The organism is Rhodococcus sp. NPDC055024 (genome assembly GCF_053608585.1).
The window spans coordinates 440,768-455,855 of the sequence record NZ_JBSGVT010000001.1 but is presented as its reverse complement, the minus strand read 5'-3'; the positions used below and the strand labels follow the sequence as shown (position 1 = coordinate 455,855).

Genomic DNA, 15,088 nt, shown 5'->3' with positions numbered 1-15,088 from the left:
CAAACATGTTTCGAGACAGCGTTCTTGCCAGTCCGGTCCTGCGTCGGGGTGTGACGGCACTGGCAGTGGCGGCCGCAGCCACGATGTTTGTCGGCACTGCAGCAACGGCGGAGCCCACAGCGGTCGCCGGTGAGGTGTCCGCGGACTCCATCGCGGCAGCCCGTGCGCAGGCCATCGGAACGACGGTCACCGTCGTGGGAACCGCGACTACACCGTCCGGAGTATTCGAATCCAGCTTCTACGACAAGGGCTTTGGTCTCCAGAGTGGCAATTCGGGCATCTACATCAGCGATCCGAACAACTCCGGGATTGCTCTCGGCGATGAGGTTCAGGTCACCGGAGTCCTCGCGGATCAGGAAGGCCTGCTCGTCGTCCGCCCGACTGCCGTCGAGGTAATCGGCACGACTACCCAGATCAGCCCGGCGCGACTGCCGCTCAATGCAATCGGTGAGGCCAGCGAAGGGCGCCTCGTGACGGTGTCCGGAATCGTGAGCGGACCCGTCGTCGACGATCTGCCGTACGGCCACAAGATCCTGGTCTCGGGCGTCGACGGAAACACTGTCATCTTCGTCAACACCCAGACCGGAATCGACGTCGACGCCATTGCAGTGGGACGCCCGATCACCGTCACCGGTTTCAGTGGCCAGTACGCCAGCACCTACGAGGTTCTTCCCCGTTCGGAAGCCGATGTGCAGCAGGGTTTCACGGGCAGCCTGAGCTTCGGCAGCTGACCTAGATCTCGAACCGAGCTCCGACGCGCATCGACCCGGGGGACAACCGGCTGATCGTGCGTCCGAGCTTGGCTTCGACGGTCACGGGTACCACGGCCTTGTTCGTGCGAACTGCTTTCACGATGGCGCGCTGGCCACTCGATCAGGCGTGAAGTTGCGCTTGCGGTAGAAGTTGTCGACCTTGGTCTGGTTTTCGAGCTGCTCCTCGGCGGTGGTCCCGGCAAATTCGGTGGTCTTGAGGATGTTCGTGTGAACGAGGCCGGGGCAGATGGTGCTGACGCCGATGCCGTGTGGAAGCAGTTCTGCCCGTAGGCAATCCGAGAGCATGAATACCGCTGCCTTGCTGGTCGAATACGCGGTGAGGGCCTTCTGAGGCGTGTACGCGGCGGCCGAGGACAGATTGACGACGTGCCCGCCGGTTCCTCGGTCGATCATCATCGGGGTGAAGGCGCGGCAGCCGTAGACAACTCCCCAGAAGTTGATGTCCATGACGTGCTCGAACTGGCGTTGCTCGGTGTCGGCGAAAGTTCCGGAGAACCCGATTCCGGCGTTGTTGACGACGATGTCCGGTACGCCGTGATGTGCCGCGACCGTCTCCGCGAAACGAATCACGGCCTGTTCGTCGGACACGTCGACCTGGTAGGCGTGCGAACCGCCACCGAACACCGCTTCGGCTCCGCTGGCCTGAGTGGGTGTGTTGATGAGCGCCGCAGTGTCCTGCGCGCTTTCGAGGTTGATGTCGGAGACGACGACGATTGCTCCCTGGGCCGCGAAGGCGAGGGCCGTTTCACGCCCGATGCCGCTGCCCGCACCGGTGATCACCACCAGCGTGCCGGTGAGATCGCGCAGTCGACGCTGCAACTTCGCTCCGCGTCGCCAGCCGGTGACGTCCTTCAGTAGCCCCATTGGTTGCCCTTTTCGTGTGTACGTTTGTGGCGTGTGTCTCTAGCTGACTTCCCCTCTGCGAAAGGTATCCGATGAGCGAGCTTCGTGTAGTTGCAACCATCCCGGCCAAGTCCGGTTCCGAGGACGACGTCCGATCGGCTCTGACAACTCTCGCGGAGGCGAGTCGGTCCGAGGACGGCTGTGTGTCGTACGAACTGTTCGAGTCAGCGGCTGCGCCCGGCACGTTCGTCACGATCGAAACTTGGCGCGGGCAAGCGGAGTTGGATGCCCACATGCAGTCCCCGCATTTGCAGGCTGCGCTTGCCGCTGCCGGTCCGCTCCTCGACGGCGCTCCGGCGATTCATCCGTTGAAAGGCGCCTGAATCAGAATGAATTCCTGACCTTCGCTAAGGGTCTGACCTGCGAATGTCGCTCGAAAACTGACCAATCGTCGCGCTCCATTCCACTGAGCGGGACCTGCGACTAATACATGTGCCTTAAGTCACAAACTGTCTCGACAACGCTTCACATCACAGTTTCTGACCTGGAGGTTTTGAATGAGTCGCAGTTCTCGGCGCGGTCACCGCAAGGTTGCCGCCGTCGCGCTGGCAGTCTCCGCCGGCCTGTTCGTCTCGTCGTGCGCTGACAGCGGGAACGGGGGTGGGAGCGGCGACGCACCGGACTCCGGTTCGGGATTGTCCATCGGCCCGGTCAACGAGCAGTCCGGCGAGGGCGATCCGGTCAAGGGCGGCACCCTCACGTTCAGCGGGTACTCCGCCGTCACCAATCTCGATCCGGCGAAGACTCAGATCGCCGGTTCGGTCGCCGGTTCGGAGTTGGGCGCGATCTACGACACGCTCCTGCGGTACGACCCGGCGTCCAAGGAATTCGTTCCGAAGCTCGCAGAGTCGATGGAGCCGAGTTCCGATTTCAAGACGTGGACCCTCGAACTGCGTGACGGTGTGAAGTTCAGCGACGGGACGCCGGTGGATTCGGCGGCCGTCTCGGCGAGCCTCAATCGCTACGTCACCAACAAGGGACCGCAGTCGAGTCTGTACGCGTCGAAGGTCGCGTCGGTAGACACTCCGGATCCGTCGACGGTCGTCTTCAATCTCGTCGACCCGTGGACCGGTATCGAGTCACTGCTCTCGACGGGCCCCGGCATGATCGTCGCGCCGAGCGCCCAGCAAGGTGATCAGTTCACCCCGATCGGCGCGGGTGCCTTCACCCTCGAGAAGTTCGCTCCCAACGAGGAATTGATCCTCGACGCTCGGGAGGACTACTTCGACGGCGCCCCGAACGTGGACAAGCTGCGGTTGATCAGCATCGTCGGTTCGCAGTCCACCACCGAATCGCTCAAGAGCGGCGGCACCGACGTCGCATACATGCGTTCGCTACCGAACGTGCTGGATCTGATCGACTCCGGCTACCCGGGCTTCGTCGACATTCCGTCGCTGTCGTACCTGTCGCTGGTCAACACGGCTCCCGGTCGTCCCGGTGCCGACGTGCGCATCCGTCAGGCACTGGCGCTCGCAACAGATCCCGTCGCACTCGACAACCGGCTCAACGAGGGCAAGGGTCTGCCCGGACAGGTCATCTTCCAGGACACCTCCCGCTGGCACAACGACGTCGCTCCGATCGGCGTCGACACGGCCAAGGCGAAGCAGCTGCTCGACGAGGCCAAGGCCGACGGTTACGACGGCAAGATCACATACCTGACGCTGCAGGAGAATTCGGCGCAGGCGATGGCTCTGGCACTGCAGTCGATGGCCAACGCCGTCGGATTCGATTTCCAGATCGAGTACGTCAACTCGGTTGCCGACGTCGTCAAGCGCTTGTACGCCGACCGCGACTTCGACATGGCAACTGGTTCCGCCAACCTCGCGGAAGCCGATCCGTTCGAGCGTCTGTACTCGAACCTCAAGTCGGGTGGACGAAACAACGCCACGAGCTTCTCCGATCCGGAGATCGATTCGCTGCTTGATCAGTTGGGTGTCGCGACGTCGACCGACGCGAAGATCGAGGTGCTCGCCAAGATTCAGGAGCGCGCCAACGAGGTTGTGCCGTGGCAGGTTTACGGCAACACCCCGTGGCTCGGTGTGTGGGGACAGAACGTCCACGGCATTCAGCAGAGCCTGGACGGAATCATGTTCTTCGACAAGGCCTGGAAGAACTGAAGGCCTCTGAAGAACTGAAGAACTGACTTGACCCGAGAAGCGTCCCCGCGGGGACGCTTCTCGGCATCAGAGAGTGTGATTGATCAAGAAGTGAGATCGAGGGCGGCGCGGACGATGCTGTCGGAGTCGAGGCCGTGGTACCGGTAGACGTCCTCGAGTGAGCCGACCTGACCGAACCGGCTCACTCCGAGCGCAGCGCCCGGGACGTTGTTGATTCCCGTCAGGAACGCGAGGGTGTGCGGGTGTCCGTCGAGAACGGTCACCATCGGCGCGGACCGGCTACTCGGAAAGACCTGATCCAGGATCCACGACGGACCGTCCGCGAGGCCGCGCCGAGACTGGAGCGCTTCGAAGAGCAAGCCCGGGCTGGTCACGCACACCACGTCGGCGGAAATGCCCTGCTCGCCGAGTCTTTCGGCTGCGACCAGTGTTTCGGTGACGGTGGCACCCATGCCGACCAGAGTGACGGCAGGATCAGGATTTTGCCGCAGCGTGTAAGCCCCGGCGACCACCTGACGTCGACGGCGTTCTCGCGCCGCCGGATCGGTCGGTACTGCGGCCATGGCCTGATCGACCGGACGGGTCGACAGACGCAGGTACGACGAGCTGCCGTCCGGTCGGCCCAGGCGTCCGATGCTGTCGAGGAGCGTCCACTCGACGTCGACGGCAAACGCCGGTTCGAAACTGACGCACCCCGGCTGTTCGAGTCCGATGGACGGGGTCTTGATCGACTGGTGCGCACCGCCTTCGGCAGCCAAGGTGACGCCCGATGGTGTGCCGACCATGATCGACTGTCCGCCGGCGTAGATGCCGTACGACCACGGTTCGAGAGCCCGCTCGATGAAGGGGTCGTACATCACGCCGATGGGGAAGAGCGGCTGGCCCCAACGACTCCACGTCGCGCCGAGTTCGCCCATCAGCCCGACCAGGTTGGTCTCGGCGATACCGAGTTCCATGTGCTGACCGGTGGGCTTCTCACGCCAGTGCATGATCGTTTCGGCGTCGTCGGCAAACCAGTTGTGCCGCTCGTTGGGTGACCACACCCCGACCTTGTTCAGCCACCCCGCCAGGTTCGTGGTGGAACTGACGTCCGGGCTCAGTGTGACAACACGTTTCGCGGCGTCCGGCGCTTCGCGGCTGAGGTCGAGTAGTACCCGGCCGAGAGCTGCCTGAGTGGTGGACGTGCCGGAGGGCGTACGGCCGATGTCTTCCGGAACTGCCGGGGGCACCAGATGCTCCACCTTCGGGCGAGTCAGGCGCCCAGCGGTTTCGGCGCAGATGCGGCCCGACGGGCTGTCGGTCTCGAACCGTTCCCAGGGATTCGACGGATCCATACCGAGTTCCGCCGCCAGGTGCTCGTACTGCTCGGTGGTGAGCAGCGACGAATGGTTCTGCGGGTGGCCCTGCGTCGGCAGACCCCGACCCTTGATCGTGTACGCGATGATCACAGTGGGGCGGGTGTCGTCGATCTGCTCGTAGGCCTCTCGCAGAGCGTCGAGGTCGTGGCCACCGAGATTGCGGATGGCCTCGAGCACAGTGGCGTCGTCGAGGTCGTTGATCAGCGCCGTGATCGCGTCGGCGTCCGCCGCGTCGCCGGGCAGTCTCAGACGAACCTCGTCGGCCGTGCATCGCAGCAGACGCTGGTACTCCGGATTCGGCATGTCCAGGATTCGTTCGCGCAGCGCGGTGCCGCCTGGCCGGGTGAACAGTGATTCCAGCAAAGCGCCGAACTTCACGGTGATGACCTGCCAGCCGGCGCCCGAGAACATGCGCTCGAGGCGAGTTGCCGCGATGTTCGGCACCACCCGGTCGAGTGACTGGCGGTTGAGGTCGACTATCCACACGATCTCACCCAGTTCGGCAACCGAATGATCGAGAACTGCTTCCCACACAGCGCCCTCGTCGAGTTCGGCGTCACCGACGAGGGAGTACTGACGCCCGGTTCCGGCGCCGCCGAGGGAGGCGTCGACGTATCGGCGAGCAATGGCGCCCCAGATGGGAGCCGTCGCGCCGATGCCCACCGATCCGGTCGAATAATCCACCGGATCAGGATCTTTTGATCGACTCGGGTAGCTCTGCAGGCCCCCGAACTCGCGCAGAGTCGTCAGGTAGGACTCGTCGAGTTCACCGAGCAGATAGTTGATGCCGTGGAGCACCGGAGCCGCGTGCGGCTTGACGGAAACCCGGTCGCCGGAACGAAGTTGGCCGAACCACAGCGACGTCATGATCGAGACCATCGACGCGCACGAGGCCTGATGGCCGCCGACCTTGAGCCCACTGGGATTCGGCCGAACACGGTTGGCGTGATGGATCATCGCGGTCGACAACCACAGAACGCGCTTCTCGATTTCCGCCAGTGACTCGGGAGCGTTCTGGTTGATGCTGGGGCTGTTCACGGCCGGTCCTGCCTTCAATAGTGGACATCGATCACCGCACCGCCTGTACCCCAGATCGTGGGGCCGACGATGTGGTTGTGATGTTTGGCAGGACTTCCTGAGGCCGAACCGTTCGGTGCGGCAAAATCCAGCCGCACCTGTCGATCTGTTGTGCAGATTCTGCGTCAAAGTCCATCATCGGCATACAGATTGGGCAATAGCTACCCGGTGGATTGAGCAATGTGCGCAACACCGAGGGCTGTGTGCCGTGACAGGTGGGCACTATGCGCAGTGCGCTGCGTGTCGAGAGCGATCAATCCATCAGATCGTGGACGTAGCACCAGCGCCAGGATTCGCCGGGCTCGTGTGAGCGCATGACCGGGTGCCCGGTTTCGCGGTAGTGATTGGTGGCGTGCTGATGAGGGCTGGAATCGCAGCATCCGACGTGGCCGCAGGACAGGCACATGCGCAGGTGAGACCAGTTATCCTCGCCCAACTCGGCGCACTCCTGGCAGACGCCGGGCGTCAGCGCCGCCGGGTCCGTTTCGGGCGCATTGGTTAGTTCCTCGCAACCGCTCGGAGCGGGTGCGGGCTGCTGTGTGCGAGCTGCTGCTCGCTTCAGGATTTTCTTCATCGCCTTCCATACTGCATGCTGCCAGGGTGAACGGCATATTACTGGGGGTTGTAGTAGCGGCGTTGCTGGTGGCGGCGGTCGCGCGAAGGTTCGGGCTGTCTTCGCCGCTGATCCTTGTCCTGGTCGGTTTGATCGCCTGTCAGATACCGGGTGTTCCGGAGTTGGAACTCGATCCCGACCTAGTCCTGTTTGTCGTGTTGCCCCCACTTCTGTACTCGGCAGCGCTGGACAGTTCATACCTGGCTTTGCGCTCGAATCTGCGTCCGATCGGATTTCTCGCGGTGGGGCTTCCCCTGGCGACGACGGCTGCGGTGGGCTTTGTCGCCTACCTGATCGTGCCGGAGTTCTCGATAGCGGCTGCTCTGGTTCTCGGCGCGATCGTGGCGCCGCCGGACGCGGTGTCCGCGAGCGCAATCGGACGCAAGCTCGGCCTGCCGCGCCGAATCATGACCCTGCTGGGCGGCGAGAGCTTGCTCAACGACGCCACCGCTCTGACGGCGTACAAGGTCGCTCTCGCGGCTGCCGTCGGTACGGGTGCGACGCTGATCGGCGGTTTCGAGACCTTCCTCGTCGCGGCGGTCGGTGGAACGGTGATCGGCCTCGCGGTGGGGTTTGTCATCTCGAAGGTTCGCGGCAAGCTCCAGGATCCGGTGATGGAGAGCGGAATCGGATTGGTGGTGCCGTTCTTCACCTACCTGGCTGCGGAGGAGGTCCACGCGTCGGGCGTCATCGCCGTCGTCGTGGCCGGATTGTTCCTCGGCCAGCGCTCCACCCGTGCGAGCTATGCGACGCGTTTGCAGGACACGGCAGTGTGGAAGGCCGTCGACCTGATTCTGGAGTCGTTCGTCTTCCTGTTGATCGGTCTCCAATTGCCCAGCGTCGTCAACGGATTGCAGGGGTACAGCACCTCGATCGTCGTCTGGGCGTCGGTTGCCGTGCTCGTGACCGTGGTGGTGGTGCGGATCGCCTGGGTGTTCCCGTTCACGTACGTACCGCGCTGGCTGTCTCCTCGCATCCGAGCGAGGGAGCCGGAGATTTCGGCTCGGGCAGTGTTCGTCGTGTCGTGGGCCGGTATGCGAGGGGTCGTGTCACTGGCGGCCGCCTTCGCGATTCCGTTGACGGTCAACAGTGGCGAAGACTTCCCCGGCCGTTCGCTGATTCTCTTCCTGACATTTGTCGTTGTGGTCGGCACGCTACTGCTGCACGGTCTGACGTTGCCGTGGGTCATCCGAGTCCTCGGCGTGCAGGGCAACGAAGCGCAGTCCGACGCACGCGCTGAGGCGGCAGCACAGGACAAGGCTGCGCGGGCTGCTGCGGCGCGGCTGGACGAGTTGGTCGGAGCCGACGTCGACGATGTTCCACAGGTTCGGGATCGTGCCGCAGACATCTTGCGAAGCTGGAATACCCACCGGGCGAACTCGGCCTGGGAGCGACTGGGACGCAGCGACGAGGATCTGGGGGAGAGCCCGTCGAATGCCTTCCGCTCGCTGCGCCTCGAGATGATCGATGCCGAGCGAGGTGTCTTCATCGCCGAGCGCGATGCCGGCCGGATCGACGACGAGGTGCTCCGAAAGGTACTTCGAGAGCTCGATCTCGAGGAAGCGACGCTGGATCGCGACTAGATCTGGACTAGACCGGCTGGTCTGATCTCGGTGAGGGTATTCGCTGGCCAGGGTCGGTTTACCCGACCGTTGAGGCCTGCAACTTAACCGATTCCACTGAGCGAGACTCGATCCAATTTTCTGTGCCTCCCGTCACAGACTGTTTCGTGTTCAACATCACGTCATGGTCTTACCCCGCCTTGGAGGCATTCGAATGAGTCGTAGTTCCCGCCGCGGAAGTCGCAGATTGGCTGCGGCTGCGCTGGCGATCACCGCAAGTATGTTCCTGGCGTCGTGCGCCGACAACGGCACGGGCAACGGCGAATCCGCTGATTCCGGTTCCTCGCTGAAGATCGGCATGGTCAACGAGCAGGCCGACCCCGGCACTCCCACCAAGGGCGGCACGCTGACGTTCAGCGGCTACTCCGCGGTCACGACTCTCGATCCTGCGAAGGCTCAGGTTGCCGGCGCCACCGGTGGCAGCGAGCTCAGCGCCATCTACGACGTGCTCATGCGATACGACCCCATCGGGCAGAAGTTCGAGCCCAAGCTCGCCCAGTCGCTCGAGGCGAGTGCGGACAGCAAGACCTGGACGCTGAAGTTGCGCGACGGTGTGAAGTTCAGCGATGGAACAGCTTTCGATTCCAAGGCCGTCACCGACAGCATCAACCGCTACGTCACCAACAAAGGACCTCAGTCGAGCCTCTGGGCTTCCAAGGTTGCCTCGATCGACACCCCGGACGCGACGACGGTTGTCTTCAACCTCGTTGATCCGTGGACGGGCATCCAGTCGATGCTCGCCACCGGACCCGGCATGATCGTCGCCCCGAGCGCCCAGCAGGGTGACCAGTTCACCCCGATCGGTGCCGGCGCGTTCACCCTCGAGAAGTTCGCTCCCAACGAGGAACTGCTCTTGGCTGCTCGCCCCGACTACTACGACGGCGCACCGAACATCGACAAGCTCAAGCTGATCAGCATCGTCGGCGCTCAGCCCACCGCCGAAGCCCTCAAGACCGGCGGCATCGACGCCGCATACATGCGTACGCTCACCCCGATCCTGGATCTGATCGAGTCGGGTTACCCCGGCTTCGTGGACATCCCGTCGCTCGGCTACATCGCGAACGTGAACATGGCCCCGGGTCGCCCGGGCTCGGATGTCCGTGTCCGACAGGCGATGGCGCTGGCCGTCGATCCGGAGACGCTCAACACGCGCGTCAACAACGGCAAGGGACTGCCCGGCCAGGAGATCTTCCAGGACACCTCGCGCTGGCACAACGACGTCGCACCGATCGGCGTCGATCCCGCCAAGGCGAAGGAACTGCTCGATCAGGCCAAGGCCGACGGGTACGACGGCAAGATCACGTTCCTGTCCATCCAGGAACCGTCCGCGCAGGCAACGGCTCTGGCCATCCAGGCGATGCTCAACGCAGTCGGCTTCGACGCTCAGATCGAATACGTCACCGGTGCAGGCGATCTGGTCAAGCGGATGTATGCCGATCACGACTACGACATGAGCACCGCAGCACTGAGCCTCGCCGAGGCCGATCCCTTCGAGCGTCTGTACACGGGCATCAAGTCCGGTGGCCGCAACAACGCGACCGGCTACTCCGACGCCGAAATGGATGCTCTCCTGGACAAGTTGGGTGTCGCAACCACCGACGATGACAAGAAGGCAGTCCTGGCGCAGATCCAGGAACGCGCCAACGAGACCGTGCCGTGGCAGGTGTGGGGCAACGTCGCCGCACTCGACGTGTGGAACCAGAACGTTCACGGACTCGAGCAGAGCCTCGACGGAATCGTGCTCTTCGACGGAGCTTGGAAGTCCTAGAGAGCCTGAAGTTCACAGCCGGCCCCGCGCCCGTACTGCAGCGGATCGGGGCCGGCTGCGAACGAAGAAATGAAATCAGAGGAACTGCTGTGTATTGCGAGCTCGCTGTCCGAAGGAGACGAAATCGATGAACATCGGCGCAATAGGTAAGAAATTGGGCCAGCTCGTCATTGTGATCCTGATCGTCAGCTTCGGAACCTTCGTGCTGGCATCACTGATCCCCGGCGATCCCGCTGTCTCCGTCCTCGGTGAGGGGCGCACGCCAGCCGAGTACGAGGAAGTTCGCCAGCAGCTCGGCCTCAACGATCCACTCCTGGTTCGTTATTGGGACTGGTTGACCAGTGCTCTGCAGGGCGATCTCGGCAACTCGCTCGTTCCCCCGCAGCAGGACGTCCTCACGGCGATCAGTTCCGCTCTCCCCGTCAGCGTTCAGTTGGCAGTGATGGGTCTGGTCATCGCCCTCGTCGTCGCAGTTCCGCTGGCACTCTGGTCGGCACACCACGAAGGCGGCGTCATCGACCGCGTCATCAGCGCCGCGACGTTCGGTGTTCTGTCTGTCCCGAGCTTCCTTGCCGGTCTGTTGCTGATCATGGTCACCGTCAACTGGCTCGGCTGGTTCCCGCGATCACAGTGGGTGCGCATCGGTGACAGCCTCTCCGGAAACCTTTCACACGCAATACTTCCCGCGATCACCATCAGCCTCCTCGAGATGGCGATGTTCACTCGCGTTCTCCGATCCGACCTGGTGACGACGCTCCGTGAGGATTACATCCTCGCGTCGAAGGCCAAGGGAATGCCCACGCTGCGAGTGCTTTTCAGTGACGCGCTCCGCCCGTCGTCGTTCTCGCTCATCACGATGATGGGTCTGGCTCTCGGCGGCATGATCGGCAGCACCGTGATCGTCGAGACGCTGTTCTCACTGCCCGGAATGGGCACGCTCATCGTCCGCGCAGCGCAGCAAGGTGATTCGCCGATGCTGCTGGGCGCGGTGGTCGTGATCGCCGTCATCTACGTCCTCGTCAACAGCGCGATCGATGTTCTGTACACCTATCTTGACCCGAGGAGTCGTCGTGTCCATGTCTGAAGTGACGCCAGACGGAGCGGCCCCGTCGCCGGCCCCGTCCGAGGTGATGACATACCGGCAGCAGACAGTCCTGCTGGCTCCCGGTCCCGTCGAAACGCTGGAACAGCCGAAGAACCTGGTCCTGATCGGGTCGATTCTCACGGTGGTCGGCTTTGCGCTGCTCGGCACCGCGCTCTTCGGTTCGGCCATCATGATGACCGTCCGGATCGTGCTCGCGCTCGTTGCCCTGGTTTTCCTCTTCAAGGGTCTCGGCAAACTCGGTACGTCCAAGTGGGGCAGTCAGTTCGATCTCTCGTACTGGTTGGCATGCATCTGGCTGGTCGCCCTGATCCTGGCCGCGATCTTCGCGCCGCTGCTGCCGCTCGGTGAGTACAAGGACACGGTCAAGACCTTGGCCGAGCCGGGCTTCGCCTCGCCGAGCCTGCTCTCCGAGCACCCGTTGGGTACCAACAACTTCGGTCTCGACCTCCTCGCCCGCGCCCTGTTCGGGGCTCGAGCATCCTTGACCGTGGCAATCTGCGCCGTACTGATCGGCATGATCATCGGTGGCACCATCGGCGTCATGGCCGGCTATTTCCGCGGCAAGGTCGACGCCGTCGTCGGAATCCTGACCAACTCGCTGCTGGCCATTCCTTCCCTGGTCCTGCTCATCGCACTGGCTGCGGTGCTGACGTCGAACCTGCGCAACATCACGCTCGCACTCTCGATTCTCTGCATTCCCAGCATGGTTCGAATCGCGAGGGCCAACACCATCGTTGTCGCCCAACGGGAGTTCGTGCTGGCCGCCCGTGCCATGGGCGCCACCAAATGGCGTGTCATCTGGCGCGAGCTGGTTCCCAACGTCCTCGTTCCCGTCGCCGCGCTCGGCTTGGTGGCCGTCTCCGGTCTGATCGTCGCGGAAGCCTCACTGAGCTTCCTCGGACTCGGTATCGCACAACCCGATCCGACCTGGGGCAACATGATTGCCGAAGGTCAGGGCGGGATCGTGGAGAAGCATCCGTTCATCGTCCTGGTGCCGGGTGTCTTCCTCTTCCTGACGGTGTTCTCCTTCAACCTCATCGGCGAGAAGTATCGGAGTAAGCTGTGACCACTTCAGCTCAGAACGGCGTTCCGCTGCTGCAGGCGGACAACATCAGAACCGTATTCGCCACTCCGCGTGGCCAGTTGCGAGCAGTCGACGGTGTCTCGATCCACGTCTCCGCTGGTGAAACTCTCGGCATCGTGGGCGAATCCGGTTCCGGCAAGTCGGTTCTCGGGCGCACCATCATGGGTCTGCTGCAGAAGGGTCCGGCCCTCGACATCACCGGAACGGTGACGTTTGCCGGCCGCGACATGTCGACGATGAAGAAGTCGGAGATGAAGCACTTCTGGGGACCGGAGATCGCCATGGTCTTCCAGGATCCGATGACCTCGCTCAATCCGTTCAAGCGCATCGGTACGCACATCACCGAATCCTTGAAGTTCCACCTTGGTCTGAAGAAGGACGCGGCCCGTGATCGCGCTGCGGAACTCCTGTCGATGGTGGGTATCCCCGAGCCCAAGCGTCGGCTCGATCAGTACCCCCACGAACTTTCGGGCGGTATGCGACAGCGTGTGGTCATCGCCATGGCTCTGGCCTGCGAGCCGAAACTGCTGATCGCCGACGAGCCGACCACCGCCCTCGACGTGACGGTCCAGAAGCAGATCCTCGATCTGCTCGCCTCGCTCAACGACAAGCTCAACATGGCCGTCATCCTGATCAGCCACGACCTCGGTGTGGTCTCGGGTCGATCGGATCGCGTCGCCGTCATGTACGCCGGTTCCGTCGTGGAGACGTCGGCAACCGAAGAGCTGTTCACTCGTCCGCGTCATCCGTACACCGAAGCGTTGATGGCCGCGATTCCGCGACTCGAATCGCCGACGCACACAGTGCTGCAGACGATTCCGGGTGGGCTCCCGGACATGACGAAGCCAATCACCGGTTGCCGCTTCGCCGCGCGTTGCCGGTACGCCCAGGACGACTGCCTGACCGGCGACCCGGCTCTGGCTCCCGGCGGACCTGGGGACAACACAACCGAAAGTCATACGTTCGCGTGCCACTACCCGGTCGATACCCCGGAAGGCACAACGGCATTGGTCGCCAACGAGAAGGCCGGCACTACCGCAGCGGGCCTGACGCTCGCGGTGAAGGAGATGGTCTGATGACTGCATCAGTGGATACCAGAAAGCCCGAGACGGTGGACGCGGCCTTGACCGTCGAGGACCTGGTCGTCGAATTCAACGTCGGCAAGGGTCAGACGGTTCACGCCGTGTCCGGGATCAGCTTCACCGTCGCTCCGGGTGAAACCTTGGGTGTGGTCGGTGAATCCGGCTGCGGCAAGTCCACGGCAGGCCGGGCGATCATGCAGTTGCCCTCACCGACGTCGGGCTCGATCCGCCTCGGAGAGACGGAAATGACGGCACTGGGTGCGGAGGAGTTGCGTCGCAGCCGCACTCAGTTGCAGATGATCTTTCAGGATCCCATCTCCTCCCTGAACCCCCGTCGCAAGGTCAAGGCTCTCATCACCGAGGGTCCGTCGATCTGGGGCGGAAAAGACAAGGCCGCCATCGAAGCTCGGGCGCGCGAGGTTCTTGCCGAGGTCGGGCTGGACCCGGACATGGTGTGGGATCGAACCCCACGCGAACTCTCGGGTGGTCAGTGCCAGCGCGTGTGCATCGCCCGCGCATTGATGCTCGACCCCAAGGTCCTGATCTGTGACGAGCCGGTCTCGAGCCTTGACGTGTCCGTGCAGGCGCAGATTCTGAACCTGCTCGAGGACGCGAAGAAGCGCCACGGGCTGTCTCTGCTGTTCATCGCGCACAACATGGCCGTCGTGAAGAACATCAGCGACCGCGTGATGATCATGTACCTGGGCCGCGTGTGCGAAATCGTTCCCGCAGAAGACATGCAGAACCGCGCGCTGCATCCGTACACGCAGCTACTGCTGGCGTCGATTCCCGATCCCGACGCCACCGTCACCGCGGCGCAGAACGTCGAGCAGAAGGTCATCGAACTGCCGTCGCCGCTCAATCCGCCCAGTGGCTGCCGCTTCCGCACGCGGTGCCCGCTGGCCACTGATCTCTGCGCCGAGGAAGTTCCCGAACTTCGTCTCGTCGAGGGCGGCCATCAGGTGGCGTGCCATCACGTGTGAGCTAGACGCGCAACATGTTGCGCACGTGACCTGTTTCGTTGATGGACCCGACCCTTCGGCTTCCACTGCGGGAAACAAGAATTCGCGTGACGGAGACGTACTCGATCGGGAAGGTCAACGGGCGTTCCAGCTCGAGCAGTTCCTGCAAAACGATGTTGACGACGCCGCCGTGGCAGAAGATCGCCACGGTGGCGTCGTTGTCGGTCGCCGCGACTATCTCGTCGATCGCACCGAGGACTCGCGCACGAAATGCGTCGCCGTCCACCGACTCCGGGAGCCAGCCGGCTTTGATACGCGCATAGGTTTCCGGTGCCCGCTCCAGGACCTCGTGCATCGGGATGTAGTGGGGCTGCTCGTAGTCGTATTCCGCCAGACCCTCGAGCTGAGTGACCGGAAGGTCCACTACCTGCGCTACCGGGGCCGCGGTCTCGAGTGCGCGCTTCTGCGGGCTGCTGAATAGTCCGGTGATCCGGTACGGCGCCAGTGCTGCGGGAAGACGAAGTGCCTGGGCACGGCCTTCGTCGGTCAGCGAGGGATCGGCGCGGCCTTCGGTGACCTCGGCTAGTTCGGGGAGCGCGTGTCGGATCAGGAGTAGTTGCACCT

Annotated in this window: 12 protein-coding genes and 1 pseudogene; 9 read left to right on the top strand and 4 right to left on the bottom strand. The window is 63.3% G+C overall.

Annotated features, from left to right (window positions below; genetic code table 11):
- The first annotated feature begins 5 nt into the window (after positions 1-5).
- Positions 6-731 carry a hypothetical protein gene (locus ACWF6P_RS02105; RefSeq protein WP_452619792.1) on the top strand — a complete coding sequence of 242 codons (726 nt, stop codon included), beginning with the start codon at positions 6-8 and terminating at the stop codon, positions 729-731.
- Position 732: 1 nt separating this feature from the next.
- Here the strand turns inward: ACWF6P_RS02105 and ACWF6P_RS02100 are convergent.
- Positions 733-1,637, bottom strand: a pseudogene (locus ACWF6P_RS02100) (SDR family NAD(P)-dependent oxidoreductase).
- A 71-nt stretch (positions 1,638-1,708) separates the two neighbouring features.
- On the opposite strand from ACWF6P_RS02100, the gene ACWF6P_RS02095 reads away from it, so the two are divergent.
- Together ACWF6P_RS02095 and ACWF6P_RS02090 are read left to right on the top strand one after the other, a co-directional pair.
- Positions 1,709-1,999 carry a putative quinol monooxygenase gene (locus ACWF6P_RS02095; RefSeq protein WP_452619791.1) on the top strand — a complete coding sequence of 97 codons (291 nt, stop codon included), beginning with the start codon at positions 1,709-1,711 and terminating at the stop codon, positions 1,997-1,999.
- Positions 2,000-2,173: 174 nt separating this feature from the next.
- Positions 2,174-3,793 (top strand): ABC transporter substrate-binding protein, encoded by a 1,620-nt coding sequence (locus tag ACWF6P_RS02090; protein ID WP_003943604.1) that lies wholly within the window; start codon positions 2,174-2,176, stop codon positions 3,791-3,793.
- An 83-nt stretch (positions 3,794-3,876) separates the two neighbouring features.
- Here ACWF6P_RS02090 and ACWF6P_RS02085 read toward each other — a convergent pair whose 3' ends face one another.
- Both ACWF6P_RS02085 and ACWF6P_RS02080 read right to left on the bottom strand, forming a co-directional pair.
- Positions 3,877-6,189 carry a transketolase-like TK C-terminal-containing protein gene (locus ACWF6P_RS02085; protein WP_452619790.1) on the bottom strand — a complete coding sequence of 771 codons (2,313 nt, stop codon included), beginning with the start codon at positions 6,187-6,189 and terminating at the stop codon, positions 3,877-3,879.
- 292 nt (positions 6,190-6,481) lie between these two features.
- Positions 6,482-6,802: a UBP-type zinc finger domain-containing protein gene (locus ACWF6P_RS02080; RefSeq protein WP_162114219.1), complete on the bottom strand. Its 321-nt coding sequence runs from the start codon at positions 6,800-6,802 to the stop codon at positions 6,482-6,484.
- A 26-nt stretch (positions 6,803-6,828) separates the two neighbouring features.
- Here ACWF6P_RS02080 and ACWF6P_RS02075 point away from each other — a divergent pair, with 26 nt between their 5' ends.
- From ACWF6P_RS02075 to ACWF6P_RS02050, 6 genes are all read left to right on the top strand, one after another.
- A complete protein-coding gene (locus ACWF6P_RS02075; RefSeq protein WP_452619789.1) occupies positions 6,829-8,424 on the top strand; it encodes a Na+/H+ antiporter in 1,596 nt (531 codons plus the stop codon).
- A 193-nt stretch (positions 8,425-8,617) separates the two neighbouring features.
- The gene (locus tag ACWF6P_RS02070; RefSeq protein WP_452619788.1) at positions 8,618-10,231 is read left to right on the top strand and encodes an ABC transporter substrate-binding protein; all 1,614 of its coding nucleotides are present in this window, start codon (positions 8,618-8,620) and stop codon (positions 10,229-10,231) included.
- A gap of 127 nt (positions 10,232-10,358) precedes the next feature.
- On the top strand, positions 10,359-11,315 hold the full coding sequence (locus tag ACWF6P_RS02065; protein ID WP_003943571.1) for an ABC transporter permease: 957 nt from the start codon (positions 10,359-10,361) through the stop codon (positions 11,313-11,315).
- On the top strand, positions 11,308-12,402 hold the full coding sequence (locus ACWF6P_RS02060; RefSeq protein ID WP_378445764.1) for an ABC transporter permease: 1,095 nt from the start codon (positions 11,308-11,310) through the stop codon (positions 12,400-12,402). The genes ACWF6P_RS02065 and ACWF6P_RS02060 overlap by 8 nt, the downstream gene beginning before the upstream one ends.
- Positions 12,399-13,496 (top strand): ABC transporter ATP-binding protein, encoded by a 1,098-nt coding sequence (locus ACWF6P_RS02055; RefSeq protein WP_452619787.1) that lies wholly within the window; start codon positions 12,399-12,401, stop codon positions 13,494-13,496. Before ACWF6P_RS02060 ends, ACWF6P_RS02055 begins: the two co-directional genes overlap by 4 nt.
- Positions 13,496-14,485: an ABC transporter ATP-binding protein gene (locus ACWF6P_RS02050; RefSeq protein ID WP_007735815.1), complete on the top strand. Its 990-nt coding sequence runs from the start codon at positions 13,496-13,498 to the stop codon at positions 14,483-14,485. The genes ACWF6P_RS02055 and ACWF6P_RS02050 overlap by 1 nt, the downstream gene beginning before the upstream one ends.
- Before the next feature lies 1 nt (position 14,486).
- On the opposite strand, the gene ACWF6P_RS02045 is transcribed toward ACWF6P_RS02050, so the two are convergent.
- Positions 14,487-15,086: a histidine phosphatase family protein gene (locus ACWF6P_RS02045; RefSeq protein WP_452619786.1), complete on the bottom strand. Its 600-nt coding sequence runs from the start codon at positions 15,084-15,086 to the stop codon at positions 14,487-14,489.
- Positions 15,087-15,088: the final 2 nt, after the last annotated feature.